General features: G+C 70.3%; 30 protein-coding genes. 18 read left to right on the forward strand and 12 right to left on the reverse strand.

What is annotated here, in order from left to right; translation table 11 throughout:
* Positions 1 to 17: 17 nt before the first annotated feature.
* The 8 genes from JHW41_RS17355 (at position 18) to JHW41_RS17385 (ending at position 7,445) form a co-directional block, all read left to right on the forward strand.
* Positions 18 to 1,013 carry a hypothetical protein gene (locus tag JHW41_RS17355; RefSeq protein WP_250443845.1) on the forward strand — a complete coding sequence of 332 codons (996 nt, stop codon included), beginning with the start codon at positions 18 to 20 and terminating at the stop codon, positions 1,011 to 1,013.
* Positions 1,014 to 1,057: 44 nt separating this feature from the next.
* Complete coding sequence (locus JHW41_RS17360) at positions 1,058 to 2,200, forward strand: type IV secretion system protein (protein ID WP_250443848.1); 1,143 nt, start codon at positions 1,058 to 1,060, stop codon at positions 2,198 to 2,200.
* 310 nt (positions 2,201 to 2,510) lie between these two features.
* Positions 2,511 to 2,882 (forward strand): DUF4189 domain-containing protein, encoded by a 372-nt coding sequence (locus JHW41_RS27265; protein ID WP_428995388.1) that lies wholly within the window; start codon positions 2,511 to 2,513, stop codon positions 2,880 to 2,882.
* A gap of 146 nt (positions 2,883 to 3,028) precedes the next feature.
* Complete coding sequence (locus tag JHW41_RS17365; RefSeq protein WP_250443851.1) at positions 3,029 to 3,445, forward strand: hypothetical protein; 417 nt, start codon at positions 3,029 to 3,031, stop codon at positions 3,443 to 3,445.
* On the forward strand, positions 3,442 to 3,996 hold the full coding sequence (locus JHW41_RS17370; protein ID WP_250443854.1) for a hypothetical protein: 555 nt from the start codon (positions 3,442 to 3,444) through the stop codon (positions 3,994 to 3,996). Before JHW41_RS17365 ends, JHW41_RS17370 begins: the two co-directional genes overlap by 4 nt.
* Positions 3,997 to 4,762: 766 nt before the next feature.
* Positions 4,763 to 6,022 (forward strand): histidine kinase, encoded by a 1,260-nt coding sequence (locus JHW41_RS17375; protein ID WP_250443857.1) that lies wholly within the window; start codon positions 4,763 to 4,765, stop codon positions 6,020 to 6,022.
* Positions 6,015 to 6,821 (forward strand): LytR/AlgR family response regulator transcription factor, encoded by an 807-nt coding sequence (locus tag JHW41_RS17380; protein ID WP_250443860.1) that lies wholly within the window; start codon positions 6,015 to 6,017, stop codon positions 6,819 to 6,821. Before JHW41_RS17375 ends, JHW41_RS17380 begins: the two co-directional genes overlap by 8 nt.
* 246 nt (positions 6,822 to 7,067) lie before the next feature.
* Positions 7,068 to 7,445, forward strand: a complete 378-nt coding sequence (locus JHW41_RS17385) for a hypothetical protein (RefSeq protein WP_139382062.1) — start codon at positions 7,068 to 7,070, stop codon at positions 7,443 to 7,445.
* 6 nt (positions 7,446 to 7,451) lie between these two features.
* Here the strand turns inward: JHW41_RS17385 and JHW41_RS17390 are convergent, their stop codons facing one another.
* The 3 genes from JHW41_RS17390 to JHW41_RS17400 all read right to left on the reverse strand — a co-directional run bounded on the left by JHW41_RS17390 (position 7,452) and on the right by JHW41_RS17400 (position 9,222).
* Positions 7,452 to 8,057 (reverse strand): hypothetical protein, encoded by a 606-nt coding sequence (locus JHW41_RS17390; RefSeq protein ID WP_250443863.1) that lies wholly within the window; start codon positions 8,055 to 8,057, stop codon positions 7,452 to 7,454.
* A 150-nt stretch (positions 8,058 to 8,207) separates the two neighbouring features.
* Positions 8,208 to 8,759 (reverse strand): hypothetical protein, encoded by a 552-nt coding sequence (locus tag JHW41_RS17395; protein ID WP_250443866.1) that lies wholly within the window; start codon positions 8,757 to 8,759, stop codon positions 8,208 to 8,210.
* Between the two features lie 34 nt (positions 8,760 to 8,793).
* Entirely contained in the window at positions 8,794 to 9,222 is a 429-nt protein-coding gene (locus JHW41_RS17400; protein ID WP_250443870.1) for a GFA family protein, read from the reverse strand.
* A gap of 191 nt (positions 9,223 to 9,413) precedes the next feature.
* On the opposite strand from JHW41_RS17400, the gene JHW41_RS17405 reads away from it, so the two are divergent.
* Positions 9,414 to 9,758, forward strand: coding sequence for a hypothetical protein (locus JHW41_RS17405; protein WP_057946856.1), 345 nt, complete (start codon positions 9,414 to 9,416; stop codon positions 9,756 to 9,758).
* A 49-nt stretch (positions 9,759 to 9,807) separates the two neighbouring features.
* On the opposite strand, the gene JHW41_RS17410 is transcribed toward JHW41_RS17405, so the two are convergent.
* On the reverse strand, positions 9,808 to 10,665 hold the full coding sequence (locus tag JHW41_RS17410) for a class I SAM-dependent methyltransferase (protein ID WP_250443873.1): 858 nt from the start codon (positions 10,663 to 10,665) through the stop codon (positions 9,808 to 9,810).
* A 288-nt stretch (positions 10,666 to 10,953) separates the two neighbouring features.
* On the opposite strand from JHW41_RS17410, the gene JHW41_RS17415 reads away from it, so the two are divergent.
* The 6 genes from JHW41_RS17415 to JHW41_RS17440 all read left to right on the forward strand — a co-directional run bounded on the left by JHW41_RS17415 (position 10,954) and on the right by JHW41_RS17440 (position 19,897).
* Positions 10,954 to 12,030 carry a dipeptide epimerase gene (locus tag JHW41_RS17415; protein ID WP_250443876.1) on the forward strand — a complete coding sequence of 359 codons (1,077 nt, stop codon included), beginning with the start codon at positions 10,954 to 10,956 and terminating at the stop codon, positions 12,028 to 12,030.
* Positions 12,027 to 13,184: a dipeptidase gene (locus JHW41_RS17420; protein WP_250443880.1), complete on the forward strand. Its 1,158-nt coding sequence runs from the start codon at positions 12,027 to 12,029 to the stop codon at positions 13,182 to 13,184. Before JHW41_RS17415 ends, JHW41_RS17420 begins: the two co-directional genes overlap by 4 nt.
* Before the next feature lie 145 nt (positions 13,185 to 13,329).
* Positions 13,330 to 15,525 (forward strand): TonB-dependent receptor, encoded by a 2,196-nt coding sequence (locus JHW41_RS17425; protein ID WP_250443884.1) that lies wholly within the window; start codon positions 13,330 to 13,332, stop codon positions 15,523 to 15,525.
* Positions 15,526 to 15,684: 159 nt separating this feature from the next.
* The gene (locus JHW41_RS17430) at positions 15,685 to 16,746 is read left to right on the forward strand and encodes a DUF1611 domain-containing protein (protein ID WP_250443887.1); all 1,062 of its coding nucleotides are present in this window, start codon (positions 15,685 to 15,687) and stop codon (positions 16,744 to 16,746) included.
* On the forward strand, positions 16,743 to 17,891 hold the full coding sequence (locus JHW41_RS17435) for a hypothetical protein (protein ID WP_250443890.1): 1,149 nt from the start codon (positions 16,743 to 16,745) through the stop codon (positions 17,889 to 17,891). Before JHW41_RS17430 ends, JHW41_RS17435 begins: the two co-directional genes overlap by 4 nt.
* Before the next feature lie 20 nt (positions 17,892 to 17,911).
* On the forward strand, positions 17,912 to 19,897 hold the full coding sequence (locus JHW41_RS17440; protein ID WP_250443893.1) for a serine hydrolase domain-containing protein: 1,986 nt from the start codon (positions 17,912 to 17,914) through the stop codon (positions 19,895 to 19,897).
* 91 nt (positions 19,898 to 19,988) lie between these two features.
* Here JHW41_RS17440 and JHW41_RS17445 read toward each other — a convergent pair whose 3' ends face one another.
* Positions 19,989 to 20,264, reverse strand: a complete 276-nt coding sequence (locus JHW41_RS17445; protein ID WP_057946850.1) for a hypothetical protein — start codon at positions 20,262 to 20,264, stop codon at positions 19,989 to 19,991.
* A gap of 399 nt (positions 20,265 to 20,663) precedes the next feature.
* Here JHW41_RS17445 and JHW41_RS17450 point away from each other — a divergent pair, with 399 nt between their 5' ends.
* Positions 20,664 to 21,200 (forward strand): hypothetical protein, encoded by a 537-nt coding sequence (locus JHW41_RS17450; RefSeq protein WP_250443897.1) that lies wholly within the window; start codon positions 20,664 to 20,666, stop codon positions 21,198 to 21,200.
* Between the two features lie 65 nt (positions 21,201 to 21,265).
* Here the strand turns inward: JHW41_RS17450 and JHW41_RS17455 are convergent, their stop codons facing one another.
* Entirely contained in the window at positions 21,266 to 22,282 is a 1,017-nt protein-coding gene (locus JHW41_RS17455) for a M28 family peptidase (protein WP_250443901.1), read from the reverse strand.
* 191 nt (positions 22,283 to 22,473) lie between these two features.
* Here JHW41_RS17455 and JHW41_RS17460 point away from each other — a divergent pair, with 191 nt between their 5' ends.
* Positions 22,474 to 23,844 carry a DUF2252 domain-containing protein gene (locus JHW41_RS17460; RefSeq protein ID WP_250443903.1) on the forward strand — a complete coding sequence of 457 codons (1,371 nt, stop codon included), beginning with the start codon at positions 22,474 to 22,476 and terminating at the stop codon, positions 23,842 to 23,844.
* A gap of 84 nt (positions 23,845 to 23,928) precedes the next feature.
* Here the strand turns inward: JHW41_RS17460 and JHW41_RS17465 are convergent, their stop codons facing one another.
* From JHW41_RS17465 to JHW41_RS27280, 4 genes are all read right to left on the reverse strand, one after another.
* The gene (locus tag JHW41_RS17465) at positions 23,929 to 24,732 is read right to left on the reverse strand and encodes a MipA/OmpV family protein (protein WP_250443907.1); all 804 of its coding nucleotides are present in this window, start codon (positions 24,730 to 24,732) and stop codon (positions 23,929 to 23,931) included.
* A 517-nt stretch (positions 24,733 to 25,249) separates the two neighbouring features.
* Positions 25,250 to 25,303 carry a hypothetical protein gene (locus JHW41_RS27270; protein ID WP_428995563.1) on the reverse strand — a complete coding sequence of 18 codons (54 nt, stop codon included), beginning with the start codon at positions 25,301 to 25,303 and terminating at the stop codon, positions 25,250 to 25,252.
* A 75-nt stretch (positions 25,304 to 25,378) separates the two neighbouring features.
* Positions 25,379 to 25,432, reverse strand: coding sequence for a hypothetical protein (locus JHW41_RS27275; protein ID WP_428995564.1), 54 nt, complete (start codon positions 25,430 to 25,432; stop codon positions 25,379 to 25,381).
* Positions 25,433 to 25,510: 78 nt separating this feature from the next.
* Positions 25,511 to 25,564: a hypothetical protein gene (locus tag JHW41_RS27280; RefSeq protein WP_428995565.1), complete on the reverse strand. Its 54-nt coding sequence runs from the start codon at positions 25,562 to 25,564 to the stop codon at positions 25,511 to 25,513.
* On the opposite strand from JHW41_RS27280, the gene JHW41_RS27285 reads away from it, so the two are divergent.
* Entirely contained in the window at positions 25,563 to 25,652 is a 90-nt protein-coding gene (locus JHW41_RS27285; RefSeq protein ID WP_428995566.1) for a hypothetical protein, read from the forward strand. The two genes, JHW41_RS27280 and JHW41_RS27285, sit on opposite strands and share 2 nt — an antisense overlap.
* Here JHW41_RS27285 and JHW41_RS27290 read toward each other — a convergent pair.
* Together JHW41_RS27290 and JHW41_RS27295 are read right to left on the reverse strand one after the other, a co-directional pair.
* The gene (locus tag JHW41_RS27290) at positions 25,643 to 25,732 is read right to left on the reverse strand and encodes a DUF6053 domain-containing protein (protein ID WP_428995389.1); all 90 of its coding nucleotides are present in this window, start codon (positions 25,730 to 25,732) and stop codon (positions 25,643 to 25,645) included. The genes JHW41_RS27285 and JHW41_RS27290 overlap by 10 nt on opposite strands.
* Positions 25,733 to 25,774: 42 nt before the next feature.
* Positions 25,775 to 25,888: a DUF6053 domain-containing protein gene (locus JHW41_RS27295; protein WP_425606187.1), complete on the reverse strand. Its 114-nt coding sequence runs from the start codon at positions 25,886 to 25,888 to the stop codon at positions 25,775 to 25,777.
* Between the last annotated feature and the right edge of the window lie 16 nt (positions 25,889 to 25,904).

Genomic DNA, 25,904 nt, shown 5'->3' on the forward strand with positions numbered 1-25,904 from the left:
GCCCTTAGCATTTGTTCGTGCGCGACCGCATTGCGGCGCCACGATTCCGGACGCTCGCTCGCCGCGCCCGGCGCAGCGATCCGCCGAGCCCGCGCGTACAACGACGTAGCCGCCGAACGACGGCGCCGCTACAGGCCATGACCAGGAACAGGACGTTCTGCATGTCTCGCATCGATACCGCCGCAACCACGCTGCGCACGCCCCTCGCACTTTCGTCCGCGTCCGCGCGCACGGCCTCCCTTCCGGCGCGATGCCGCGTTCGCCTTTCCGGGCTCATCGCTCTCATCCTGGCCGGCGCACTGCCGTGCGCCCCCGCGCTCGCCCAGAACGCCTGGGAGGTGCACGACAAGCACGCCAACGACCATCTAGCCGAAATCGAGAAGCGCATCGGCGACGACGGCACCGTCAACGGCAATCTGAAGAAACTCGCCAAGATCGGCGGCTCGGGCAAGAGCGGCGACGACGCCAAGGAGCCGGAAGAAAAGCTCAATCCCGCCCAGCCCAGCGACCAGGTCGCCAAGACCGTGAACGACCGCTGTCCCAGCCCCGGCGCCGCCGCGGGCGCGGCGCAGCAGCAATGGCAGCTGTGCCAGGAAATCGTCAAGACCGAGCTGGCCCAGTACAAATACTCGATGACGATGTACGCGCTGGCCCGCACCCGCCAGCAGCGGCTGCAGGAAATCGAGCGCGAGCGTAGCGACCTAGGCGCCGACGAACAAGGCAAGCTGCAGGACAACACCAACAAGCTGCTGGCGCTGCTCTCGCGCATGGAAGTCGATCGCCAGCAGAGCCGCGCTTACATGGATGCCTACGCCGCGCGCCTGGCCTACCTGCGCGCGGTGCGCGACATGCTCAGCAACGAAGTGTTGCGCGGCAAGGACGGCGGCGGCAGTGGCGGAGGCAGCGGAGGCGGAGGCGTGAACGGACGCGTCGCGGCCGGCGTCGTCGGCCTCGCGACGATGAAGGCCGCGCTGGACGCGGTCAAAACCGAGCGCAAGGGCTGGCCGCGCTGATCGCGGCCGATCTCCGCCTCCTCGCTCCGTCAAGGACGAAACGCATGCTCGACCAATCCACTGCCGCCCTCTCCCTGCTGCCGGACCTGCTGCGCGGCCCGTCCGCGCAATTCGAAAGCCTCGGGCAATGGGTGTTCTTCAAGATCGTGTTCGAGTTCCTCGACCACGAGATCCTGGCGTTCCGCGAAACCATGGTCCACGGCATGGACAATTGGGTCGGCGCGCTGGCCACCAGCCTGATGGCGCTGTGGATCTTCATGCAGGGCTACAAGGTCATGACCGGCCAGTCGCGCAACTCGATGATGGAACTGGCGGTCGGCTCGATGCGCAACGTGCTGATCGTGATGGTCGCCACCTCGCTGACGGTGGGCACCAGCAGCATCTACACCACGCTCAGCGACGACCTGCCGCGCGCCATCGCCGAAAGCGTGACCGGCCTCGAACAAGACCCGGCCCAGACCATCGACCGCGGCCTGACCAACATGCAGCTGGCGATGGCCGCCATCGAAGCGCTGCCCGCGCTCGACAACCCCGGCATCAAGGACGACAAGGACCGCGCCCTGATGCTGACCGGCATCGGCGTCGCCGGCCCGGCCGTGATCGGCGGCGCCTTGCTGGTCATGTACAAGTTCGCCCTCGCCCTGTTCGTCGGCCTAGGCCCGTTGTTCATCCTCGCGCTGATGTTCGACCAGACCAAATCGATGTTCGCCCGCTGGCTGCAGTACGGCATCGGCACGATGTTCTCGCTGGCGGTATTGAGCTTCACCGTGACCGTGGCGATGAAGATGGTCGGCGCGGTGGCCGCGAACTTCGCCGCGCAGTACATGACGATGATGGCGCTGGGCGCGGGCGACTCGCCGGGCGTGAACACGATGGCGCTGCAGCAGGGCGGGCTGGGTATTTTCCTGACCGTGCTGATTCTTTCGGTGCCGCCGATGGCGTCGAGTTTCTTCCAGGGGGTGTTGGGGAACTTTACGCATTACTCGGCGTTCGGGTCGAATTCGGGGTCCAACACATCGCCCCCCGGGAGTCCGCAGCACAACGGCTATGCGTCAGGCTCCCCCGGCAATACCGGACAAGCATCCGCTCAGCCGCCTCTAAACCCCGAGGAAAAGATCAATGGCGGTGGAGGGAAAGCCAGCCCGCTTGCCAACACCCATGCATCCCGGGGGCCACAGAAATCTTAATCCCGCACCAGATCCCATTAAGAAGATACACAACGCCGAAATGCGTGACGGCCCCTCTCCCCTACACGACACACCATCGACTCGCACACATACGAGCAACACTCCGCCCTCCGACGTCGTCAAGAACCCCTTCCGCACAACGCCCCCATCGAAAAAAGGCCCGACCCGAAGTGAGGAAAGGACCATGAAATCCATAAAACCGCTCTGTATTGCGTCATTGTGGATCTGCTCTGCCGCTGCGGGCGCTTGCCCTCCTGGATCTGTCGTACAACGCGGCATAGGCTGGGAGACATGTGTTCCGCTCCCGGGCATGACGGGGAACGATTCTCAATCGGCGCCTTCCTCGCCCCCCGTCTGGGCATCTCGGTGGGGAGCCATCGCAGTCGACCTCGCTATCGGCGGGACTGGGGTCAGCGCCGTTTCAGGAACAAAGACGGAACGGCAAGCCTCGAAAGGCGCATTGCAAGCCTGCAAGAAAAAGGGCGGAACACAATGCTCGCTAAGACTGACCTACCGCGACCAATGCGCAGCTGTAGTTACCGGAGAGAAAGTATTCAGCACCACCAGCGCGATCTCGACTGAAGAAGCCGCTCGAATCGGAATCGATTGGTGCAAAAAGCAAAACGACACGAACTGCCATCTTTATTTTTCTGACTGCAGCCTTCCCGAGCGAGTTCGATAGCCAGTTCAAGCTGTGCCCACCAGCATAGCCCGGACGTAGCCGTTGTCCGTCGTCGCGCGACGTTCGTCGAAGGATATCGAGGTTCGTCCCGCTCGCTGCAGTGCTACATCGGCACGACGTTCTCGCAGGCGGTACTGAGCTTAATCATGGCCGCTGGGATGAAGATGGTCGGCGCCGCGCCAGCGAACCCCACCGCGCAGTACATGCCGATGGCCCCGCATCCGGTCGATTCAATTCTCTCAGGAGGCAAGTTCATGCGCTTACGTCGATTCGCCGCTCTCTTGGCGTTGGCCTTCTGCTCTTCACCGGCCGCAGCTCACAAGATATCGCCGGGCGCCTACGCCGAAGTTCCCTACAACAACAACCCCTTCCTGTTCTGCACGCTCGGCATGCCGAAGCACGGTTGGGTCGCGGTCAACTGGCGCATCGGCAAATGGAAGCCGATCACGCAGTATCCGAATCTGCGCTGGGTTCCTACGTACGTGCGCATCTGCCCTGCGGCGGCGCGGCCGGCCGGCGGCGGCCAGCCGTATCGGCCGACCGATCCGGCAGCGACGTCGTGACGGACGATGCCGCGGGCGGTACGCGGCCGTTCCCGCCGGAGCTATCGGCGTTGCGAAGCCAGGCCCGGCGCGCTTTCGAATGCGCGCGGGCTGGCTTGTTGTGGCTGATGCTGGGCATCTGCATCGCATTTCTCGCGCCCAAGGCCGGCGATCTGTGGCTCACCTACGTCGCCGGGGGCGCGGTCTTCGTCGCGGCACTGGTCCACTGCCGCGCTGCAGCGGTGGAGACCCGGTTCGCGCTGGACGCGCGCCGCTACCTGGGCGAACAGTGGAGTGCGTCGCCGCTGCCCGGATTGGCCGAGTTGCTGCGCCATGGCCGTCGCCGACTGCGCACCGCGGCCGCGGCCTGGGCGCTCGCCGCGATGGTGGCGCTGCTGGTGGTTCCGATCGGACTGACGTTCGAAGTGCCGGCGACGTTGAGGGTTCATGGCCTCGTCCTGCTCCTGTCCGCGGGCCGCCTCCAGCACATGGCCACGGTCGACCGCCGTCTGCTGCGGGAGATCGACGAACACATCCGCGGCCTGACGCGACGGGACATCGTCGCGGCCTGATCCGGCGCCGGCGCCTGCAGGGCGGGGCGACAACGCGGCCTGCGTCGGCCCACCGATGTTGCTGTCCGAATCGACGCATCGTCTCGAACGGCCGTATCGCCCAGCCGAATCCACTCACCGACTCGAATGGCCGTATCGTTAGGCCGCATCGATGTGCTGGCTCGAACAGCCATATCGTCCGGCCACGTCGATGCACGGGCTCGAACAGCCATATCGTCCGGCCGCGTCGATGCACCGGCTTGAACAGCCGCATTGTCCGACCGAATCGACACCCATTGTCGAACCGTCGCATCGCTCAGCCGAATCGACGCCCCCTCTCGAACCGCCGTATCGCCCCGCCGAAGCGGCGCAACGCTTCCACCCCTCGTATCGCCCCGCTGGGGCGGCGGGCCACAGCGACAGACCCCGCCGACCAACAGAGGCGAAGATCAGACCCAACCAATCTCATCTAGCTGCCCGCCCCGGCGATACAGCCGCCCTGCGATCCAAGCCAACTACCGGCATCGGGCCCGCACGTCCTCTCGCACCCGGTCGTCGCCAACCACGCCGCTGCCCGCCTATCCGGCATCTCCCTTGCCTCAGCCCTCGGCGATCCCGCCCCGCGCCCGCCTCCTCTCACACCACACCCTCAACGCCCAAGCCGCCCTCCGGCTTCGCCCGCCAAGACCGGGTTTCGGTCGCCATCCCCGGGGTTTCGTCGCCCTGCGCTTTCTTTGTGGCGCCAGGCCACTATCCTGCGCCCAGCCCTCCCCGATGGACGCGCCCCGTGATCCGCAACCTGTTCTTCGTCGCCCGAATCGCCGCCGCCTGGTTCGGCCTGTTCGTGCTGCTGGCGTTGATCGTCTCGGCGGTCCCGCTGCTGAACCGCATGGACACCGGTCCGTTGTTCGTGATCGCGTTGCTGGTGGTGATCTACGTCTCGATCAAGGCGTTCTCGCATCTGCGCCGGGTGCGCCTGATCGCCGAGCGGGTCGACGCGACCACGCGCGCCAACCGCCAGCGCCGCCAGATCGACGTGCCGTTCGAGGTCGAGGAGACCTTCGAACTGCTCGAAGCCGCGATCCGCGACCTGCCGCGGGTCGAGGACATCGAAAGCGCGCGCGACAGCCTGCAGGTGCGCGCCAAGGTCCAGCGCGCCGATCAGGCACGGATGCTCGACCTGCAGGGCGCGGACCCGCACTCGTGGAAGTACGGACTCGCCCGCAATCAAGTCCTCGCCACGATCGACCCGAGCGCCGACGGCAGCCGCATCACCCTGATCTGCGAGCCCGAGGTCGGCCCCTGGAGCGACTGGTTCTGCGTCGACCAGGGCACCAACCTGGAGAACGCCGAGGCGCTGTCGCGCGCCATCGCCCGGCGCGTGGCCGAGCGCCACCGCGGCGAGCGCACCCAGGCCGCGCGCACCGCCACCGAGAAGGAACTCGCGGTCGCCAAGCTGAGCCTGCTGCACGCCCAGGTCGAGCCGCACTTCCTCTACAACACCCTGGCCAGCGCGCAATACCTGACCCGCCACGATCCGCCGCGCGCCGACGAGATGCTCGGCCACCTGATCGAGTTCCTGCGCCGCTCGCTGCCGCGCACCGAAGACGCGCTGTCCACCCTCGGCGACGAACTCGAACGCTCGCGCGCTTACCTGGAAATCCTCAAGCTGCGCATGGGCCAGCGCCTGCAAACGCAGATCGACGTGCCCGAGGACCTGCGCACCCTGCCGCTGCCGCCGATGATCCTGCAGACCCTGGCCGAGAACGCGATCAAACACGGGCTGGAGCCCAAGCCCGGCGGCGGCACGGTGTGGATCCGCGCGCGCAGCGGCGAGTCCGGCGTGTCGATCACCGTCGCCGACGACGGCATGGGCCTGAACTCGCTCAACTCCGGCAGCGGCATCGGCCTGAACAACGTGCGCGAACGCTTGCGGCTGGTCTACGGCGACCGCGCGCAACTGTCGATCGTCGCCAACTTCCCCAGCGGCGTCGCCGCCACCATCGTCGTGCCGGCGCCGTCCGGCGAGGAGCAGGCCCGTGTCTGAGCCGCACACCGCCGAAAGCCCCGCGAACGCGCCCACCGCCCTGATCGCCGAGGACGAAACCCTGCTGCGCCAGGCCTTGGTCGAAGCCTTGCGCGAGGCCTGGCCGGAACTGCGCATCCTGGCCGAATGCGAGGACGGCGCGCAGGCGCTGGAAGCGCTGGCCGAGCACCGTCCCGACGTGGCGTTCCTCGACATCCGCATGCCCGGCCTCACCGGTCTGGACCTCGCCGCGGCCGCGACCGATGTCAGCCCCGCGACCCAGATCGTGTTCGTCACCGCTTACGACCAGCACGCCATCGACGCCTTCGAGCACGGCGCGGTCGATTACCTGCTCAAGCCGGTCACCGTCGACCGCCTGGCGGTGACGGTGCGCCGCCTGCGCGTGCGCCGCGCGCCCGGCGACGACCGCCACGCCGCGTTGCGCGAGATCGCCCGGGAACTGGCCGCGCGCCGCCCGGCGCAGGACGACAAGCCCGCACTGACCTGGATCACCGCCAGCGCCGGCCGCGAGACCCGGCTGATCCTGGTCGACGACGTGGTCTATTTCCGCGCCGACAACAAGTACACCACCGTGGTCACGGCCGAAGGCGAAGCCTTGTTGCGCACGCCGATCCGCGACCTGCTCGACCGCCTCGACGGCGAACGCTTCAAGCAGATCCACCGCTCCACCATCGTCAACCTCAAGGCCATCGCCGGCATCGTCCGCGACGACAGCGGCAAGGGCACCGTGCGCTTGCGCGGGCGTCCGGAGACGCTGAGCGTAAGCCAGACCTTCATGGCCTTGTTCAAGAGCATGTAGCCGGGACGGCGATCGTCGCCCGCGCGAACCGCAACGCCCGAAAAATCCGCTGCGCACCCCAAGCCTCACCCGCAACGCCCGAAACAGCCAACGCACCTACCGCGCCACCGCCGCCCGCACCACCCGCAAGCGCACTCATCGCCACCACCCCGCCCGCGCCGCCCACCGGCGCGTGCGCCCGCGCGCGCCCGCCCGGCGCGCGGCCTCATCCGCGCCGCCGGCGCGCCACGCACCAAGGAGTCGGACATGCGTAACCTGATGGCCCTGCTGTACTACCTCTGCGCCCTGTTCGGCTGCAGCGTCGGCGGCACCACCATCGAGCACCACAACGTGATCGACGGCGTCGACATCCTCGACAGCCGGGTGCGCATCACCGAACGCATCGCCCGTTTCGATTGCAAGGCCAGCCGCAGCGGGCAATGTCACTACAGCCTGTTCCGCGGCGATTGCCCGGCGCCGGCCGCGGGCGCGGCGCCGGACCCGCACTGCGCGCAGCCGACCGAGCGCTTCGCGCTGGCCGCGGGGACCACGCGCGAGATCGTCGGCATCGCCGAGGGGTTCAAGGTCTGCGCCAGCGACGAAACCGCCGCGATGGGCTCGGACTGCAAACCGCGACCGAACTGAGCCGCCTCAGCCGCTGGCGGCCCAACGCTCGGCCAGGGCGCGAGCGTCCGCGGAGCTCCACTCGGTGTGGATGTCCCAGCGCCCCTGCGCGTATTTGATGTTCCAGATCATGCCGTGGTCGTAGATCTGCGAATGGCGCGCGATCGGCGGATCGGGCCAACCGTGCAACCGCGTCGGCGCGATCCCCTGCGCCGCCATGTGCTCGTGTAACGGCTGCAGGCCGTCGTCGGGTTGCCAATGCCGGTTCGCATGCGCCTGCTCGCGCAGACAGTGCTTCAACAGCGTCGCCGCGCGCCGCGCGGTCGCGGCGATCGGGTCCGCGCGTTCGTCGTCGCCCCAACTGCGAATCAGGGCGTGCTTGCTGTCTTCGGACAACTCGCTCCACCAGCGGCGCGCGGCGGGGTCGGAAGAAACGCAGTACGGTGCGGGAATCGTTGCCATCGTCGCTCCTGTGTCGTGGAAAACCGGAACCGACGCGATGCCGCCCGCGCCGCGAAACGGCGCCGGCATCGGCGTGGACGAATGAGAGGTCGTTGCGAAGCGGTGCGGACCGGAAGCCGGCGGCCTCCCCAGGCCGCCGTCGCGAAACGAGGCGGCATGGTACGCCGCCACGGACCCGATGGCGCATCGCCCCGCGCCGGCGCTTCAGCGCCAGTCGCGGCGGCCTGGGTTAAGATGGCGGCGCCATCGAGACGGAATCCGCGCGTTCGCAGCGCTTCCCCGAGGTCGCGCAGACGCGGTTCGAGGCCGGCTCCGCGCCGCTTACGACTCCGCCGTCCGCTCCGCCAGCCACCGCTCCAGCGCCGGCGCATCGCTCAACGCGAACAGATGGCCCCAGGGCCAATCCACCAGCAACAGCTCGCCCGCCCGCGGCAAGGACCGCAGCAACGCGGCGATCCGCGGCGCATGCCGCGGCCACCAGCGATCGGCCAGCAGCCACAGCCCCTCGACGCTGGATTCATCGCCGTCGGCGAACAAGGCGAACCCGTCCTCGCCCCAGGCCCGCACGCCGCGGCAGCGCGTGCGCGAGGACGAATAGCCGGTCCAGACTTCGTCGTAGGCCGGGAACTGCGCGGCTGCCGCCGCGGCGACCGCACCGGGTTGCAGCCGCAGTTCGGCCAACCGATGCGGCGCATCGGGACGCACCATCAGCTCGGTATAGCCGGCGCCGTCGAAGTGGGCTTCGGCGAAGTCGTGCAGGTCCGCCAGCGTGCGCTGGCAATGCGCCCACGCCGCCAGCGGCAGCAGTTCGATCTGGCTGTCGTCGTCTTCGTGGAAGTACAACGAGCGCGGCGGCGGCATCGGTTCGGGCATGGTCGCGATCCTGGCGGGCGGCGTCGCTGAGCGCTCAGGCGCCTTCGACGATTTCGACTTCGCCGATCCAGTTGCGCTGGCGCCGCGCCAGCCGCGCCGACTCGGTCTCGCCTTCCAGCGACGCCGGCGCGCGCTGTATCCGCGCCGGGTCGAAACCTTCGAACGTGTTGACGTTGACCACCGCGTACAGCCGCCCCTCGATCCGGCTGACCACCGCCGGCACCGCGCCGCAGTGCGCGCAGACCAGGAAATCGGCGGTGCCGGTGCCGAAGGCGTAGCGCGAGACCCGTTGCGGGTCGCGCAGGCTCAGGCGCAGCGCGGCCTCGGCGCGGGCGCTCCAGACGCCGCCGTGCTTGACGCAGAACGTGCAGTCGCAGGCGCGCGCGGCGATGGCGTCCGGCTCGTCGCGCCAATCCAGGACGAAGCGGATGTTGCCGCAGTGGCAGGCGCCGTCGATGCGCATGGGCGAAGTCCTCGCTGGGGGCGGCCAGCTTACCCTGTGCCGGCGGCGCTGGCCGGCGCCCAGGTCGCACCGCGTTGAACCCGCCGCGCGCGCCGCGCCGGGCGGTGTCGCCGGTGGTGTCCGCCCGGCCGCGGCGAGCGCGTTGATCACAGCGTGCAAGGACCGGCCGACACCACGGCAGGGAGGACGACATGGATGCTGTGCGAGAGGGATATCGCAGCGACGCGGCGCACGCGCTGCATGCGCGGCCGGACGGCGCCGGCGCGCCCGCCTGGACGCAGGGGCCGGGCGAGGTCGCGTGGCCGCGCCCGCGCGCCCGCGACGCCAGCCGGCTGGATCGCCTGTACCGGTTGAAACTGGCCGGGCGCGATCCCGAGCGCAGGAGGCGCCGCCGGCGGTCCTTGCATGAGCTGGCGTGCTGGTTCGCGCTGGCGTTGCTGCTGGCCGCGGCACTGGCCTCGCCGGTGCGCGCGGCGGGGCCGGCCGCGCCGGATGCCGCCACGACACCGGCGGCCGCGCCGCGCACCGCCGGCTGAGCGCGGACGCCGCGCCCGGCGATCCCAACCGACTACCTCGCCTGCCGGCCTAGCCCGGCAGCGACGGCCCCGCCGCGAACAACGCGATCCGGTCCGCCGCCCACGACGGCTGCAACGCGCGCAGCCACGGCTGCGTCGCCAGCGCCTGCGTGCACGGCCCGAGGCTGGCGACGCGGATCGCGCGCCGCGCCGCCAGCGCGCGCAGGCGTTCGAGCACCTGCGCCAGCAAGTCGCCGGTGAACGGCGTGTACAGATAGAACACCGTGCCCGCCGACAGATCGGCCGCGCGCGCATCGGCATGGACGAAGTCCGCGCGCCGCAAGCCCAGCGCCCGCGCGCACAGGCGCGCGCTGTCGACGTAGGCCGCCTCGTGTTCGATGCCGAGGCCGCGCGCCGGCGTGCACGCGGCGACCAGCAGCGGCACGTGGCCGAGGCCCGAGCCCAGGTCGATCAACACATCGTCCGCGCCCAGTTCCAAGCGCGCCAACAGGTCCAGCAGATGCCGCGCCGGCGTGGGCTGGTAGAACACCGTCTGCGGCGCCGGCGCGGCGACCTCGCCCTCAGGTTCGGCCAGGTCCAGCACCGCGCCGAGCAGGGCATCGAGCGGGTCGTAGCCTTCGCCGTCCGCGTGCGGCGGCGACTCGCGCAGCCATTCGCGCAGCAACCGCGCGCCTTCGCCGGCGGCGATGCGCGCGCGCAGCGTCGCGGCCCACTGCGCGTCGGCGGCGTCCAGCCGCGCCTGCGCGGCGTCGGCGCGCGCGCGCAGCTCCGCGGTGTCGGCCGCCAGGCCCAGGCTCGCCCGCTCGATCCGCTCCTGCCAATGCGCGCGTTCGCGCCAACGCGGCGGCGACGGCCACGACGGGTCGGTGTCGAACTGGTCGAGCAGGCTGCGCAAGGTCGGGCTCATGGGTGCGACGGGATCCGGGCGGGCAGCGGCGCGCGATCGCGCGCGAGGGCGCGGCCGCGGCGCGGCGGTCGGCGATGTTCGCACGCCGCCAGCCGCGGACCGAGCGCGCCGCCGACGCCGGCCACGCGTTTTTCGCGCAGCCGCGCCCAAGCGCTTGCTGCGCCGCAGCAGACGAAACCCGGGAATTTACGCGCTTTGGCGCCGGCATCGCTCCGTTCGTCGCCCGAACTTGACTCGGGAGAAAACTAATTTTCTGATTCGGAAAATTCGATTTCAACCCTTCCGACCATGCCCAGCCGCGCCCGCCTGCAGATGTCGCTCGCCATCGAACCGCTGCCGCTGAAGGCGCCGTTCGCCATCGCCGGCCACCGCTTCGAAGCGATGCCGGCGCTGGTGGCGACGCTGAGCGACGATGACGGCCATCGCGGCCGCGGCGAGGCCTGCGGCGTGTACTACCTCGACGACCATCCGGCCTCGATGCACGCGGCGCTGGAGGCGCGGCGCGAGGCGATCGAGGCCGGCATCGACCGCGCCGCGTTGCAGACCCTGCTGCCCCCGGGCGGCGCGCGCAACGCGCTGGACTGCGCGTTGTGGGAACTGCAGGCGCAACGCGAACGCCGGCCGGTGTGGGCGCTGGCCGGGCTGGCGCCGCCGCGGCCGCTGCCGACCGCGTTCACCCTCGGCGCCGACGCACCGGCGCAGGTCGCGGCCGGCGCGCGCGCGCTGGCGCAGGCGCGCCTGCTCAAGCTCAAGCTCGACGGCGACGCCGAACTCGACATCGCCCGGATCGCCGCCGCGCGCGCGGCGCGGCCCGACGTGCGGTTGATGGTCGACGCCAACCAGGCCTACACCCTGCAGCGCATCGCGCCGCTGATCGCGGCGCTGGCCGACCATCGGGTCGAACTGTTGGAACAACCCTTCGCGCGCGGCCGCGAAGCCGACCTCGACGCGCTGGACTGCCCGGTCGCGGTGGCCGCCGACGAAAGCGTGCAAGGGCTGGACGAGCTCGACGCGCTGGCCGGCCGCTGCGACTTCGTCAATCTCAAGCTGGACAAATGCGGCGGCCTCACCGAGGCGCTGGCGATGGCCGCGCGCGCGCGCGCGCTGGGCCTGCGCTGCATGGTCGGCAACATGCTCGGCACCAGTTGGGCGGCCGCGCCGGCGTTCGCGCTGGGCCAGTTGTGCGAACTCGTCGATCTCGACGGCCCCAGCTTCATCCAGACCGACCGCTCGCCGGCGGTGGTCTATCGCGACGGACTCATCCACTGCCCCGACGAAGTCTGGGGCGGCGCGGGCGGCGTCGCGTCCCGTTCCGCGGCCGACGCCGCGGCCTCCACGCCCCCGCCCCAGGTCCCACGCCCATGACGCCCGCGCCCGTCCGCCTCAGCCGTCGCCGCCTGCTGCAAGCCTCCGCCGCCGTCGCCGCGCTCGCCCTGCCGCTGCATGCGGCCGCCGCCGCGGCGCCGCCGCAGCCCACGCACGAACAGCTCAAGCGTTATTCGCCGCGGGTGCGCGCCATCGTCGAGCGCGCGCTGGTGATCGACATGCTCGCGCCGCTGCGGCTGGACATGCGCGAAGACGTCTACGCGCAGGAACTCGACCCGCGCCGCATCGCCGATTTCCGCCTCAGCGGCATCGACGTCTTCCACAACTCCTGGGGCCTGACCGGCGCCGACGCGCGCGAACGCGTGGCCGAGTACCTCGCCGGCTGGCACGGCCTGCTCGCGCGCAACAGCGACCTGTTCGTGTTGGTCGGCGGCGCCGCCGACCTCGACCGGGCCAAGCGCGAGGGCAAGATCGCGGTGATCTCCGGCGTGCAGAACGCCGAGCATTTCCGCAAGGTCGAGGACGTGCGCTTCTTCCACGGCCTGGGCCTGCGCTGCGCGCAGCTGACCTACAACAGCCAGACCACGATCGGCTCGGGCAGCACCGAGCGCGAGGACGGCGGGCTCAGCGACTACGGCGTGGCGATCGTCGCGGAGATGGAGAAGGTCGGCATGCTGGTCGATGTCTCGCATTGCGGCGACCGCACCACGCTCGACGCGATCGAACTGGCCCGGGGGCCGATCGCGATCACCCACTCCAACTGCCGCGCGCTCAACGACCACCCGCGGCTCAAGAGCGACGAGGCGATCCGCAAGCTCGCCGCCAAGGGCGGGGTCATGGGCATCACCGGCGTGCGCATGTTCGTCGGTGCGAAAGAACCGACCACGCTGGACAGCATGATCGATCACATCGATCACGTCGCCCGCTTGGTCGGCATCGAGCATGTCGGCATCGGCTCGGACGCCGACCTGTACGGCTACGACGCGATGCCGGCCGACCAGCTCAAGGCGCTCAAGGCCTCGTACAAGGCCAGCTACGGCTTTCGCGAACGCATCGACATCGAAGGCTTCGACCGCCCGACCAAGATCTACGAACTGACCCAGGCGCTGCTGCGCCGCGGCTATGGCGAAAGCGACATCGAAGCCGTGCTCGGCGGCAACTTCCGCCGCCTGCTCGGGCAGGTCTGGCGCTGAAGCCCGATTGCCCGCTCCGCTTCGACGCCGCACCGATCCGCGCCGCAGGCATCGGCCCGCTGCGAGCCGACGCCCTCCACACCATCCTATCTACGGGGAACCCGCCATGCCGCACGCCGCCCTCCGTCGCCGCCCCCGCACCGCCTTGACCCTGGCCATCGGCCTGACCCTGGCCGCCTCCGCCGCCGCCGCGCAGGACGCCGCCGACGGCGTCGCGCGCGACGCGCCCGACACCGCGCCGTCGGCGACCCTGGAAGCGGTCACGGTGACCGCGCAAAAGCGCACCGAGAACGCGCGCAAGGTCCCGTCCTCGATCAGCGTGGTCGGCGAACAGCAACTGGAAAACCAGCACGTCACCCAGCTGTCGGATCTCAACGGCTACCTGCCGGCGATGACCATCAGCAACGGCGGCTCGCCGGGGCAGACCTCGGTGTCGCTGCGCGGCATCCCGACCATCGGCGCGGGCGCGGTGGTCGGCACCTACCTCGACGACACCCCGCTGGGTTCGAGCAGCAACTTCGCCCGCTCCAGCCGCTTCGTGCTCGATCTGCTGCCCTACGACATCCAGCGGGTGGAAGTGTTGCGCGGCCCGCAAGGCACGCTGTACGGCGCCGGCGCGATGGGCGGATTGCTCAAGTACGTGCTCAAGGACCCGGACCTGCACGGCTTCGAAGGCCGCGTCGGCGCCGGGCTCGCCAACGTCGCCGGCGCCGGCGACCTCGGCTGGAGCGCGCGCGCCGGGCTCAATGCGCCGCTGATCGAAGGCCGGCTCGCGCTGCGCGCGTCGTTCGCCAACGAGTTCACGCCGGGCTGGAACGACAACCTCGCCAGCGGCCGCAAGGACATCAACGACACCCGCCAGCGCAGCGGCCATCTCTCGCTGCTGTGGCAACCCAACGACGAGCTCAGCCTGAAGCTGACCGGCCTGCACCAGACCGTCGACTCCGACGACAACAGCCTGAGCACGCTCGATGCCGCGCGCCGCCCGGTGTTCGGCCGCGACGGCACCGACAAGCGGGTCGCCGAAGCGTTCGAGAAGAAGATCGACTTCTTCGCCGCCACCCTGGACTGGAACCTGCACTGGGCGGATTTCGTCTCCGCCACCGGCTATTCCAAGACCCAGACCCACCAGGCCAGCGACGAGAGCCCGATCTACGGCCCGATATTCCCGCTGTTCGGCGCCGCGCCGGGTCTGTCGGAGTTCTCGCTGGCGCTGGAGCTGGAGAAGTGGACGCAGGAACTGCGTCTGGTCTCCAAGCCCGACGACCGCTTCGAATGGATGATCGGCGGCTTCTATACCCGCGAAACCTCCGCCAACCGCCAGGTCGTCGGCGCCACCACCTTGGCCGGCGCGCCGATCCCGGGCGTGACCCCGCTGGCGATCGCCGAGATTCCCTCGGACTACACCGAACGCGCGCTGTTCGCCAATGCGACCTACAAGTTCAGCGAACGCTTCGACGTCACCGCCGGCCTGCGCCACGCGCGCAACCGGCAGAACTTCGAGCAGATCGTCAGCGACGGCATCCTGCTGCCGCTGGCGACCTCGCCCGGGCGTTCCTCGGAGAACGTCACCACGTATCTGCTCGGCTCGCGCTGGCACTTCGACCGCGACAGCATGCTGTATGCGCGCATCGCCAGCGGTTACCGCCCGGGCGGCCCGAATTTCGCCGTGCCCGGGGTGCCGCCGTCGGTCGATTCCGACCGCCTGGTGAATTACGAGATCGGCTGGAAGTCGCTGTTCTTCGACCAGCGCGCGTCGATCGACCTGGCCGCGTTCTTGATCGACTGGAAGGACATCCAGCTGTCCGCCGCCACCCGCGACGGCATCAGCTACGCGGCCAACGGCGGCAAGGCGCGCAGCCGCGGCGTGGAGTTCACCTCGATGTTCAAGCTCACGCCGGACCTGCGGGTCGGCGTCAACGGCTCGTTCACCGACGCCTACCTGGTCGACGCGGCGCCGTCGCTGCGCGGCCTGCCGGGCGACGCCTTGCCGGGCATCCCGCGCTGGACCTTCGCCGCGACCGCCGATTACTACTTCGAATGGAGCGCGGGCTACAACGGCCACCTCGGCGCGAGTTACCAATGGCTCGGCAAGCGCAAGACCAATGTCGACAGCAACCCCGACGCCGCGCCCCTGCCCGCCAGCGGCCAGCTCAACCTCAACGCCGACGTGTCGCGCAACGCCTGGACGGTGCGCGCCTACGTGCGCAACCTGACCGGTGCGCGCGACATCAGCGCGCTGGCGCCGGTCAAGAGCGCGGCCACCGGCGATATCGTCGAATGGCGGGCCAATCGCGTGCAGCCGCGCACCGTCGGGCTGGAGTTCGACCTGCGGTTCTGAACGCGCCGCCGCGCAGCTGTGCGCGGCACGGCCGCCGACGCAGCGATGGCCGCGGCGGCGAACGTATCGAACCACCTGCCGACACACCCAACTCCATCGGCGCTCCAGCGCTCATCAGCGCCTCCACGCGCACCACCCGGCCTACAACGGAATGTCCGCATGTCCAATCCCGCTGCACCACCCGCGTCCGTTGCGCCCGCCTCGCTCGACCTGCCCCAACCGTATCTGCTGTTTCTCGGCGACGTCGTCCATCCGGCCTTCGCCAAGACCGCGTTCGGCCTCCGCGACTGGGCGCGCGAGCGCTGCGTCGGCGAATACGCCTTGCCCGAAGCGAAGGTCGGCCTGGGCTTGCCGGCGCTGACGCCGCGGCAGGCGCGCGAAGCCGGCGCGCGCGCGCTGGTGATCGGCGTGGCCAATGTCGGCGGCGTCATTCCCGACACCTGGCTGCCGCCGCTGTTGCAAGCCTTGGCCGACGGCCTGGACCTGATCGGCGGCATGCATACGCGCCTGGCCGAGGTGCCGATGTTGCGCGATGCGGCCGCGCGCCACGGCCGCCGCCTGATCGACGTGCGCGAACCGCCCGCCGCGCTGCCGACGGCGAGCGGACGCAAGCGTTCCGGCAAGCGCTTGCTCACCGTCGGCACCGACTGCGCGCTGGGCAAGAAATACACCGCGCTGAGCCTGGCCCGGGCGATGCGCGAAGCCGGCATCGACGCCGACTTCCGCGCCAGCGGCCAGACCGGCGTGCTGATCGCCGGACGCGGCCTGCCGTTGGACGCGGTGGTCGCGGACTTCGCCGCCGGCGCGGCCGAATGGCTCAGCCCCGACGCCGATCCCGCGCATTGGGACGTGATCGAAGGCCAGGGCTCGCTGTCGCACCCGGCCTACGCGGGCGTGTCGCTGGCGCTGCTGCACGGCAGCCAGCCCGACGCGATCGTGGTCTGCCACGAACCCGGCCGGCGCGAACTGCTCGGCTATCCGGGCCACGCCGTGCCCTCGATCGAGGAGACCATCGACTTGAACCTGCGGCTCGGACGCCTGACCAATCCGGCGATCCGCTGCGCCGGGATCAGCTTCAACACTTCGCATCTTTCGGCGGACCAGGCGCAGGCGCTGATGCGCGACGAAAGCCAGCGCCTGGGCCTGCCGGTGGCCGACCCGATACGCGGCGGCGAGGCGCTGCGCGCGCTGGTGCGCGCCTGCGTGGAGACGCCGACATGAGCGCGGGCGCGGCGCCGGGCTCGCGGTTCCAGCGCTACCTGTTGCCGGGCTTCGCGTTCAAGGCGGTGGTGATCGGCGGCGGCTATGCGACCGGACGCGAGCTGGTCGAGTTCTTCCTGCCGGCCGGCGCGTGGGGCGGCGTGTACGCGATGGCCGCGGCGACCGCGCTGTGGAGCCTGGTGTGCATGCTGACCTTCGTCCTGGCCCAGGCGCTGCGCAGTTTCGACTACCGCAGTTTCTTCCAGCGCCTGCTCGGCCCGCTGTGGTGGACGTTCGAGCTGGCCTACCTGGCGCTGCTGATCGTGCTGCTGGCGGTGTTCGGCGCCGCCGCGGGCGCGATCGGCCAGGCCGTGTTCGGCTGGCCGCCGCTGGCCGGCGCGATGTGCCTGGTCGCGGCGATCGCCGCGGTGGTCAGCTTCGGCAACGAATCGGTCGAGCGCGTGTTCAAGTGGGTGTCGTTCTTCCTCTACGGCGTGTACGCGCTGTTCGCGGCGCTGGCGCTGTCGGCGTTCGGCGACCGCATCCAGGCCGCGTTCGCCGCGCCGGCCGCGCCCGCCGCCGGCTGGCTCGGCGACGGCCTGACCTACGCCGGCTACAACCTGGTCGGCGCGGTGGTGATCCTGCCGGTGGCGCGGCACTTCGCCGGACGCCGCGACGCGGCCGTCGCCGGCCTGCTCGCCGGCCCGTTGGCGATGCTGCCGGCGTTGGCGTTCTTCGTCTGCATGGCCGGCTTCCAGGATCAGATCGCCGATGCCGCGCTGCCGTCGGACTATCTGCTGCAACGGCTCGGCCTGCCGTGGTTCCATGCGCTGTTCCAGTTGATGGTGTTCGCCGCCCTGCTCGAAAGCGGCGCCGGCGCGGTGCACGCGATCAACGAGCGCGCCGCCGCGGCCTGGCGCGCGCGCCGTGGCCGCGAATGGCCGTCGCGCGCGCGGCTGGCGCTGGCCGCGGCGCTGTTGCTGGGTTCGGTGTTCCTCGCCGACCGCTTCGGCCTGGTGGCGTTGATCGCCAGCGGCTACCGCGGCCTGTCCTACCTGTTGCTGGCGGTGTACGTGCTGCCGCTGCTGACCCGCGGCGTGTGGCTGTTGCGGCGCCGCGATCCGGCGCCAGCGACCGCCGCGCCGTCCCTTCCCTCCCATCGCTGATCGCCGAGGACGCCATGCGCTTGTCCCGTCTCCGCACTTACCTGCTGTCCGCAGCACTGACGCTCGCCGCTTCCGTCGGCGCGCAGCCGCTGGCGCAAACGCCCGCGACGCCCGCGGCGCCACCGACGGCGGCGCCGGCAACTGCGGCGCCTTCGACGCCGGCCGCCGCCGCGCGCCTGGACCCGGCCGACCTGGGCGCCTACGTCGACGGCGTGGTCGAGGCCTACCGCCGCCGCTACGGCATCGCCGGCGTCACCGTCGCCGTGGTCGATGCGCAAGGCCCGCTGCTGCTGCGCGGCTACGGCATGGCCGGGCAGAAACCGGCGCGCGCGGTGACGGCGGACGCGACCTTGTTCCGGATCGGCTCGGTGTCCAAGACCTTCACCTACCTGGAAGCGCTCAAGCTGATCGACGCCGGCAAATTGTCGCTGGACGCGCCGGTCAACGACTACCTGCCGCAGGCGCTGAAGCTGCCCGACGACGGCTACCCGCCGGTGCTGCTGCGCCACCTGCTGACCCACACCGCCGGCTACGAGGACTCCGCCTTCGGCCACCTGTTCGCGCAGGACCCGCAGCACGCGCTGACCCTGGCCGACTACCTGCAACGCCACCGACCGGCGCGGGTGCGCGCGCCCGGGACCCACGCGGTGTATTCCAACTACAGCGTGGCCCTGCTCGGCGCGGTGCTGGCGCAGGTCGCCGGCATGCCGTTCGAGGCGCTGATCGAACAAGACCTGTTCCAGCCGATGGGCATGCAGCGCACCACCTTCCGCGAGCCGTTGGGCACGCACGACCCGCGCGACAGCGGCGCCGCCTTCGCCGGGCTGTGGTCGGACGGCTACGAGCGCAAGAGCGGCGGCTTCGAGAAACGCGGGTTCGAATACATCGCGCAACTCGCGCCGGCCGGCTCGGTGTCCAGCGATGCCGCCGACATGGCGCGCTACCTGCGCATGCTGCTGGGCCGCGGCGAACTCGACGGCCGCCGGATCGTGCCGGCGACGGCGTTCGCCCGGCTCGAAGGCGCGCCGCTGTTCGCCACCGCGCCCGACGCCACCGGCCTGGCCTACGGCTTCTTCCGCCACCGCTACGGCCAGGTGCTGAGCCTGGAACACGGCGGCGCCACGCTGTACTTCCACTCCAACCTGGTGGCGGTGCCGGAACTGGGCTTCGGCGTGTTCGTCTCCACCAACACCGACAGCGGCCGGCGCCTGGCCGCGGAACTGCCGGGGCTGTTGCTGCAGCGTTACTTCGCCCGCGCGCGCCCGGCCGCGCTGCCCGCGCCGGGCGCGGCCGCCGCGGCCCAGCCCTACCTCGGCCGCTACCTCGGCGAGCGCCGCAACTACCGCCGCTTCGAGAAACTGCTGACCGCGACCAACGCCGAGATCGGCGTCACCGCCGACGGTTATCTGACCCTGTCGGCCGGCGAGGAAACCTCGCGCTGGGTCGCCGAGAAGCCCGACGTGTTCCGCGCCGTGGAAGGTCCGGACCGGCTGGTGTTCCTGCGCGAGAACGGCCGCGTGGTCGGCTTCGTTTCGCCCTACGGCCACGACGTGTTCGACCGCGCCGGCGCGCTCGACAGCGCCAATACGCTGTATGCGTCGCTGGCGCTGGCCGTGCTGGCCGCGCTCGGCGTGCTGAGCGGGCAATGGCTGCGCCGGCGCCAGCCGCGCGCGGATGCGGCGGCGGACCGCAGCGCGCGCTGGCTGGCATTGACCGCCGGCGCCTGGATCGCGTTCGCGCTCGCCTTCGGCGTCGCGCTGGCGCAGTTGGTCGCTTCGGGCAACGCCGCGGTCTTCAGTTATCCGGGCGGTTTGCTGCGCGCGGCGTTGTGGCTCGGCACGCTGCCGCTGCTGTTGACGCTGGTCGATGCCGTCCTGCTGTGGCCGGCGCTGCGCACGCGCGACTTCGGCCGCTGGCGCAAGTTGCGCCATGTCGCCGCGGTGCTGGCGTTCGCGCTGGCCGCGTGGGCAGCGTGGCACTGGAACGTGTTGGGCTGGCGCTTGTAGCGCTCGCCCGTGCTCGAAGCACCACGAGGGCCCCGCGCGGGGCCCTCGTCGTGTTCGCGCCGGGTGCGCGCCGGCGCGCGTCGCGCCGCGCTCAGGGATACTGGCAGCGGATCGCCACGGTGATGCCCCAGTTCGGATGGATGAACTGGCGCGCGACCACGGTATAGCCGAACAGCACGCTTCCGCCGGACTGCTGGCACACGGTGATCGCCTGGTTGATGGCGATGACGGTGGCGGTGGTCTCGTCGCCCCAGGCGCCGCTGCCGTAGACGAAGTTGGTGTGCGGTTCGGCCGAGGCCGCCGGCGCGAACAGGGCCGCGGCGAGCAGCAGCGGGGCGAGCGCGGAACGCTTGGAAAGGTGCTTCATGGGGGCTGTCCTCCTGACACCGCCGGATCGGCGGCGGCACACGCTAGCCAGACGGCGATGCGGCGAAGCTTGACCGCGCGCACGCGCGGCGAAGCGTTTTCCGGTTCCGCGACCGCGGTAGCGATCGGCGCCGCGCTTCGTGACCGCCGCGCTGAACCCGCGCTGCGACGGTCGCGGCCGCAGCATAGGCTCGATCACCCGCGCTTGCCGGCCGCGGTCACGGCCGATACCGCCGGGCTGTGCGACCGCGGCCGACTGCGCGGACCGCGGTCGCTCCCGACCGAGCCGGACGCTGTCGCAGCGCTGTCACGAAACAGCCATAAATTGCGCACAGCGGCGCGGCCACGGTCCCGGCACTGGACCTGTCCACCCGCCCCTCTCCCTCCAGGCGATTCCCCCATGCGTCCGTTCAAGCTCGCGTCCGTGCTGCTGGCCCTGCTGCTGTTGTCCTTCGCTGCGCAGGCGCGCAAACCCTATGTCGAGATCGAGCGGCGGCTGACCCCGCAGCAGTTGCAGGAGGTCGGCCTGAGCGAGGAGCAACTGGCCAAGCTCAACCGCATGCTGCGCGACGCCGACGCCAGCGAAGGCGCGGCGCCCGGCGTCGCGGCCGCCGCGCCGGCCGAGGCCGAGGCCGACGACGCCGGCCCGCAGGTCGGCGCCGGCGCGCCGCGCGAGCGCAGCCCGGGCGCGGGCCAGTTCATCGGCCTCAACGACGAGCCGATCAAGAGCCGGCTCAAACACGATGTCGCCGGCTGGGAGCCCGGCACAGTGTTCGAACTGGAGAACGGCCAGCAGTGGAAGGTGCTCAAGGGCCGCATGAGCCTGAAGAAGCCGATCCCCAAGCCCGAGATCGTGGTGGTGCCGGGCGTGGCCGGGCGCTGGTTCCTGCAGGTCGACGAGGACATGCCGAAGGCGCGGGTGTACCGCATCGATTGATCTACCGATGCAGCGGCCGTTCGATGCCTCGATCGGCCGCGCCGGCGACGCCCGGCGCCACCGCGCTACGGCCCCGTCGCCGCCGCGTACGCGCCCTGCACCACCTGCGCCATGCGCGCGTAGTCCAGCGTCTCGTAGGTGTCGTCGGGTTGGTGATAGCGCCGGCTGCGCAGGAACGCGGTGTCGCCGATCATCAGCGCCGGGAAGCCTTCGCCCCAGTACGAGCGGTGGTCGGAGAAGTCCACGCCCTGCACCAGCAGCGGCGGCGCGTTGATCGAATGCACCGGCAGCGGCGTGGCCCCGGCCATCGCCGCCTTGACCTTGCGGCTCAGGCCGAAGTCGCCCATGCGCCCGACCACCGCCACGAAGTCGCCGCGATCCGAATACAGGCGATGCATGCCGCGCACCGGATAGGTCTGGCTGCCGGGGCGGTCGCTGAAGCGGCCGATCATCTCCAGCGACAGCATGAACTCGACCTCGCGTCCGGACCCGCGCAGCGCGCGCGCATGCCAGGCGCTGCCCATGTGCTCGCTGCGGAAGTGCGGCGGCTCCTCCAGCGTGTAGGCCACCAGTTCGATCGGCCGCGACGGCGGCGCGCGGCCGAGCATGCGCGCCAGTTCCAGCAGGCCGGCCACGCCGCTGGCGTTGTCGTCGGCGCCGGGCGTGTGGGTGTACAGCGAGTAACCGCGTTCGTCGCCGCTGTCGATCCCGGTCTCGGCGAACGAGTCGTAATGCGCGCCGATCACCCGTAACGGCCCCTCGTCCGGGCCGAAACGCGCGACCACGTTGCGATAGGCCTGGCCCTCCACGGTCACCGGCTGATAGCTCACCCGCGCGCCGGCGCGCTGGAACTCGTCGTGCAGCCAGGCCGAGACCCGGTCGAGCTGGTCGGGCACGTCGTAGCTGCGCGGATAGAAGTCCACCGACAGCCGCTTCACGTCCTCGCGCAGGCGCTGCGCGTCGGCGGCCGGCGGCGCGGAAGGACGCGGGCTCACCCCGGGCTGGACCACGGCGAACAACAACGCCGCGGCCGCCGCAGCGAGCAGGGCCAGGAGCAACGACAATCGGCGCAGCCATTTCATTCAGAGCGTCCTTGTTCGGGCTTTCGCCGTGGTGAGTCCTGGCGCCATGCAACCCGATTTCGCGCCGCCGCGCCAGTCGCGCACCGCGGCCCCGGCCGCCGCGGCGGCCCGATTCACGCCACTGACACATGCCGGTGGTCGACTCGGCCGCGCCGCCGTGCCCGCGCGGCGCTCTTCCAAGGACTGCCCGCATGCCGTCGATCCGCACCTCGTTGCTCGCCCTCGCCCTGGTCTGCGCCGCCTGCGCGCAGGTTCCCGCCGACGCCGCCAGCGCGCGCAAGAGCTGGGTCGTGCAGCAGATCCGCGACCACAACCATCCCTACGCCGCCAGCGCCAGCGGCGAACTCGACACCAAGCTGGCGACCATGGCCGGCGGCCCGTTCGCGTTCTACCGCGGCACCGCGCACCTGTTCTTCCAGGACATGGCCACCCTGCCCGGCTCGGCCTACGCCAGCGCGCAGACCGGCTACACCTGGATCGGCGGCGACATGCACCTGGGCAACTTCGATGCCGCGCGCGACAGCAGCGGCAAGGCGGTGTTCAAGGTCGCCGACTTCGACGAAGGCTATCTCGGCCAGTACGTGTGGGACCTGCGCCGGCTCGCCGCCAGCCTGGTCCTGGCCGGCCGCGACAACGGCCTGAGCGATGCCGCCATCGGCACCGCCGTCGATACCCTGGTCGGCAAGTACGTCGACCAGATGGGCGAGTTCAAGGGCAACAACGGCGAGAGCGGCTTCCGCCTCGACAAGGACAGCACCACCGGCGCGGTCGACGACACCATCGACAAGGCCGACGGCAAGACCCGCGCCAGCCTGCTGTCGAAGTACACCGCGGTCAGCGGCGGCGCGCGCCGGTTCCAGGCGCTGTCGAACCTGGTCGCGCTGCCGGCGGCGACCTACAGCGCGGTCAACACCGCGATGGCCGGCTACGTGTCCTCGATCGCCGCGTCCAAGCGCTATCCGGCCGCGTTCTACACGCTCAAGGACGCGCGCCAGAAGCTCGGTTCCGGCGTCGGCAGCCTCGGCCGCGCGCGTTACTACGTCTTGATCGAGGGCGCGACCTCGTCGACGTCCGACGACGTGATCCTGGAGTTCAAGCAGGAAGCCGCCAGCGCGGTCGCCGCGGCCGCGCCGGGCCGGCTGCCGGCCAGCGCCTACGACAGCCACGAAGGCCTGCGCGTTGCGCGCACGGCCAAGGCCCAGGTGAGCAACGCCGAGGTCCTGATCGGCCATGCCAGCGTCGCCGGGGTGCCGTTCTACGTGCACGAGAAATCGCCGTTCCAGGAAGACTTCGATCCGGCCAAGCTCGACAGCGCCGGCAAGCTCGACACCGCCGCGGGCTACCTCGGCCAGGCGCTCGCGAGCGCGCACGCGCTGGCCGACCAGGACTACGACAGCTCGGTGGTGAGCTACAGCATCGACAAGCAGGTCAGCGACGCGGTGACCAGCAAGAGCGGGCTGAAGTCGGAGATCCGCGCGTTCGCGTTCGCGTACGCCGCGCAGGTCGAGCTGGATTGGGAGGCGTTCGTGGAAGCGTACGAGGCCGGAACGCCGCTGTACTGAGCGCTGTCGCCGACGGCGGACGCAACGCTGCTCAAACCCCTCTCCCGCATGCGGGAGAGGGGTTGCGGTGGCGGCCCGCAGCGATCAGAAGCTGCGCACCACCCCGAAGAACGCCTGCGCCACGCCGTCGGTGTCCTCGGCGATCAGCGGGCTGTCGCTGATCTCGTCCGGCAGCACCTGATAGCCGACGTTGGCCATGAAGCGCCACTTCTCCGCGAACGGCCGCGCCACGGTCAGGCTCACCGACGGGATCGTGACGCTGCCGGGGCGATAGCTCACCACGCCGCGCCGCACTTCCTTGTCCAGGGTGCCGTAGTAGTAGTTGGCGAGGTCCTTGGACATCCAGCTCACGCTCACCGCCGGCGTCAGCAGCCACTCGCCGGCCTGCATCGGGTAGCGATAGCTCACGTCGGCCTCGTAGCCGCCGCTGACGTCGAGGATGTCGGCCTTGACCTCCAGCTGCAGTTCGCCGGCGCTGCCGCGCCAGCTGACCGAGGCGCCGGCGTCGACGCTGTCGTCGCGATCGGACAGCAGGTCGCGGTCGATGCCGCGCTTGGCCAGCTCGCGCCGGCCGAAATCCTTGCGGTCCATCGCGTCCAGCCGTCCGCCCACGAACACGTCGAAGGCGAATTCGTCGCTCTTGACCAGGTAATAGCCGGCGGTGATGCCGCGCAGGTAGAAACGCTCGCCCTCGTAGCCGAAGAACGGAATCACGCGGGTGTGGTTGCCCTCGCCGGCGTAGAGCTCGTTGCGGCTGCCGGCGGCGATGCCGACGCTCCAGTTGGCCGGCGCCATGTCGGCGCGCTCCTCGCCTTCTTTGCGGACTTGGGCCGATAGCGCGAGCGGGAACGAGAGCAACAACAAGGGAACGATGCGAACGATGCGCATGAACAAGGGTTCCTGATTGAGTGGGGAAGGACGCGGGACAGGCGGGCGCCGCAGCGGACGAGCGCTCGCCGCCGCGATGCTGACTTCGGGGTTTTAAGAGTTGTTTAAACCGTTCCGCAGCGGCGCGGCGTTCGCCCCGCGCGCGCTTGGGCGCGGCGACGGCGAACGACGGACGGTGCGGGTGGAACTGTACGGAGGCAATCGTGCGATTTGCATTGCGCGCGGGCGCCGGCTTCGAGTCCGGACGCGACCGCGCTCACGGAATACCCGATGCGATGCGCCAAAGTGTGCGCGACTTGTAACCGCGAGACCGGCCGCGCGGTTTTTTGCGCGCAACGGATAACTGCCGCTCAGGTTTCGCCGATGCGGACAGGGATGCGTGCGAGGCGGACGAGAGAGTGTCGGTGACGAGGCGCAGGGATCGAAGAGAACGAACGCGACCTGTCGCGCGAACGCTTCAACGTTTCGAACTGTCGCCGTACGCAGGCGTGCGGAGCGATGCACGGTGGGAAGGGCTTCAGCGCCGATGCTCTTCTTTCCGAAGCGATGCAGCGACCTGAGCCGAAAGCATCGGGCCTGAAGGCCCTCCCACAACAGCGGGCCACCAGTATGACGACGCAGCAGCGAAGTCTTTGTGGGAGGGGCTTCAGCCCCGACGCTTTTCTTTCCGATGCGACGCAGCGACCTGAACCCAAAGCATCGGGCCTGAAGGCCCTCCCACAACAGCGGACCGCCAGCGCGACGACGACGCAGCAGCGAAGTCTTTGTGGGAGGGGCTTCAGCCCCGACGCCTTTCTTTCCGATGCGACGCAGCGACCTGCGCCCAAAGCATCGAGCCTGAAGGCCCTCCCACGACAGCAGGCCGCCAGCGCGACGACGCGGCGGCGGAGAAGTCATTGTGGGAGGGGCTTCAGCCCTGATGCTTTTCTTTCCGAAGCGACGCAGCGACCTGAACCCAAAGCGTCGGGCCTGAAGGCCCTCCCACAACAGCGGCCGACACCGCGACAACGGCGGCGGCGGCGAAGTCGCTGTGGGAGGGGCTTCAGCCCCGACGCTTTTCTTTCCGATGCGACGCAGCGACCTGAGCCGAAAGCATCGGGCCCGAAGGCCCTCCCACAGCAGCAGGCACTACGGCCCGAAAGGCCTGCCGCTGCATCGGCAGGCCTTCCGCC

The sequence above is a fragment of the Lysobacter enzymogenes genome (assembly GCF_023617245.1).
Lineage (GTDB): Bacteria > Pseudomonadota > Gammaproteobacteria > Xanthomonadales > Xanthomonadaceae > Lysobacter > Lysobacter yananisis.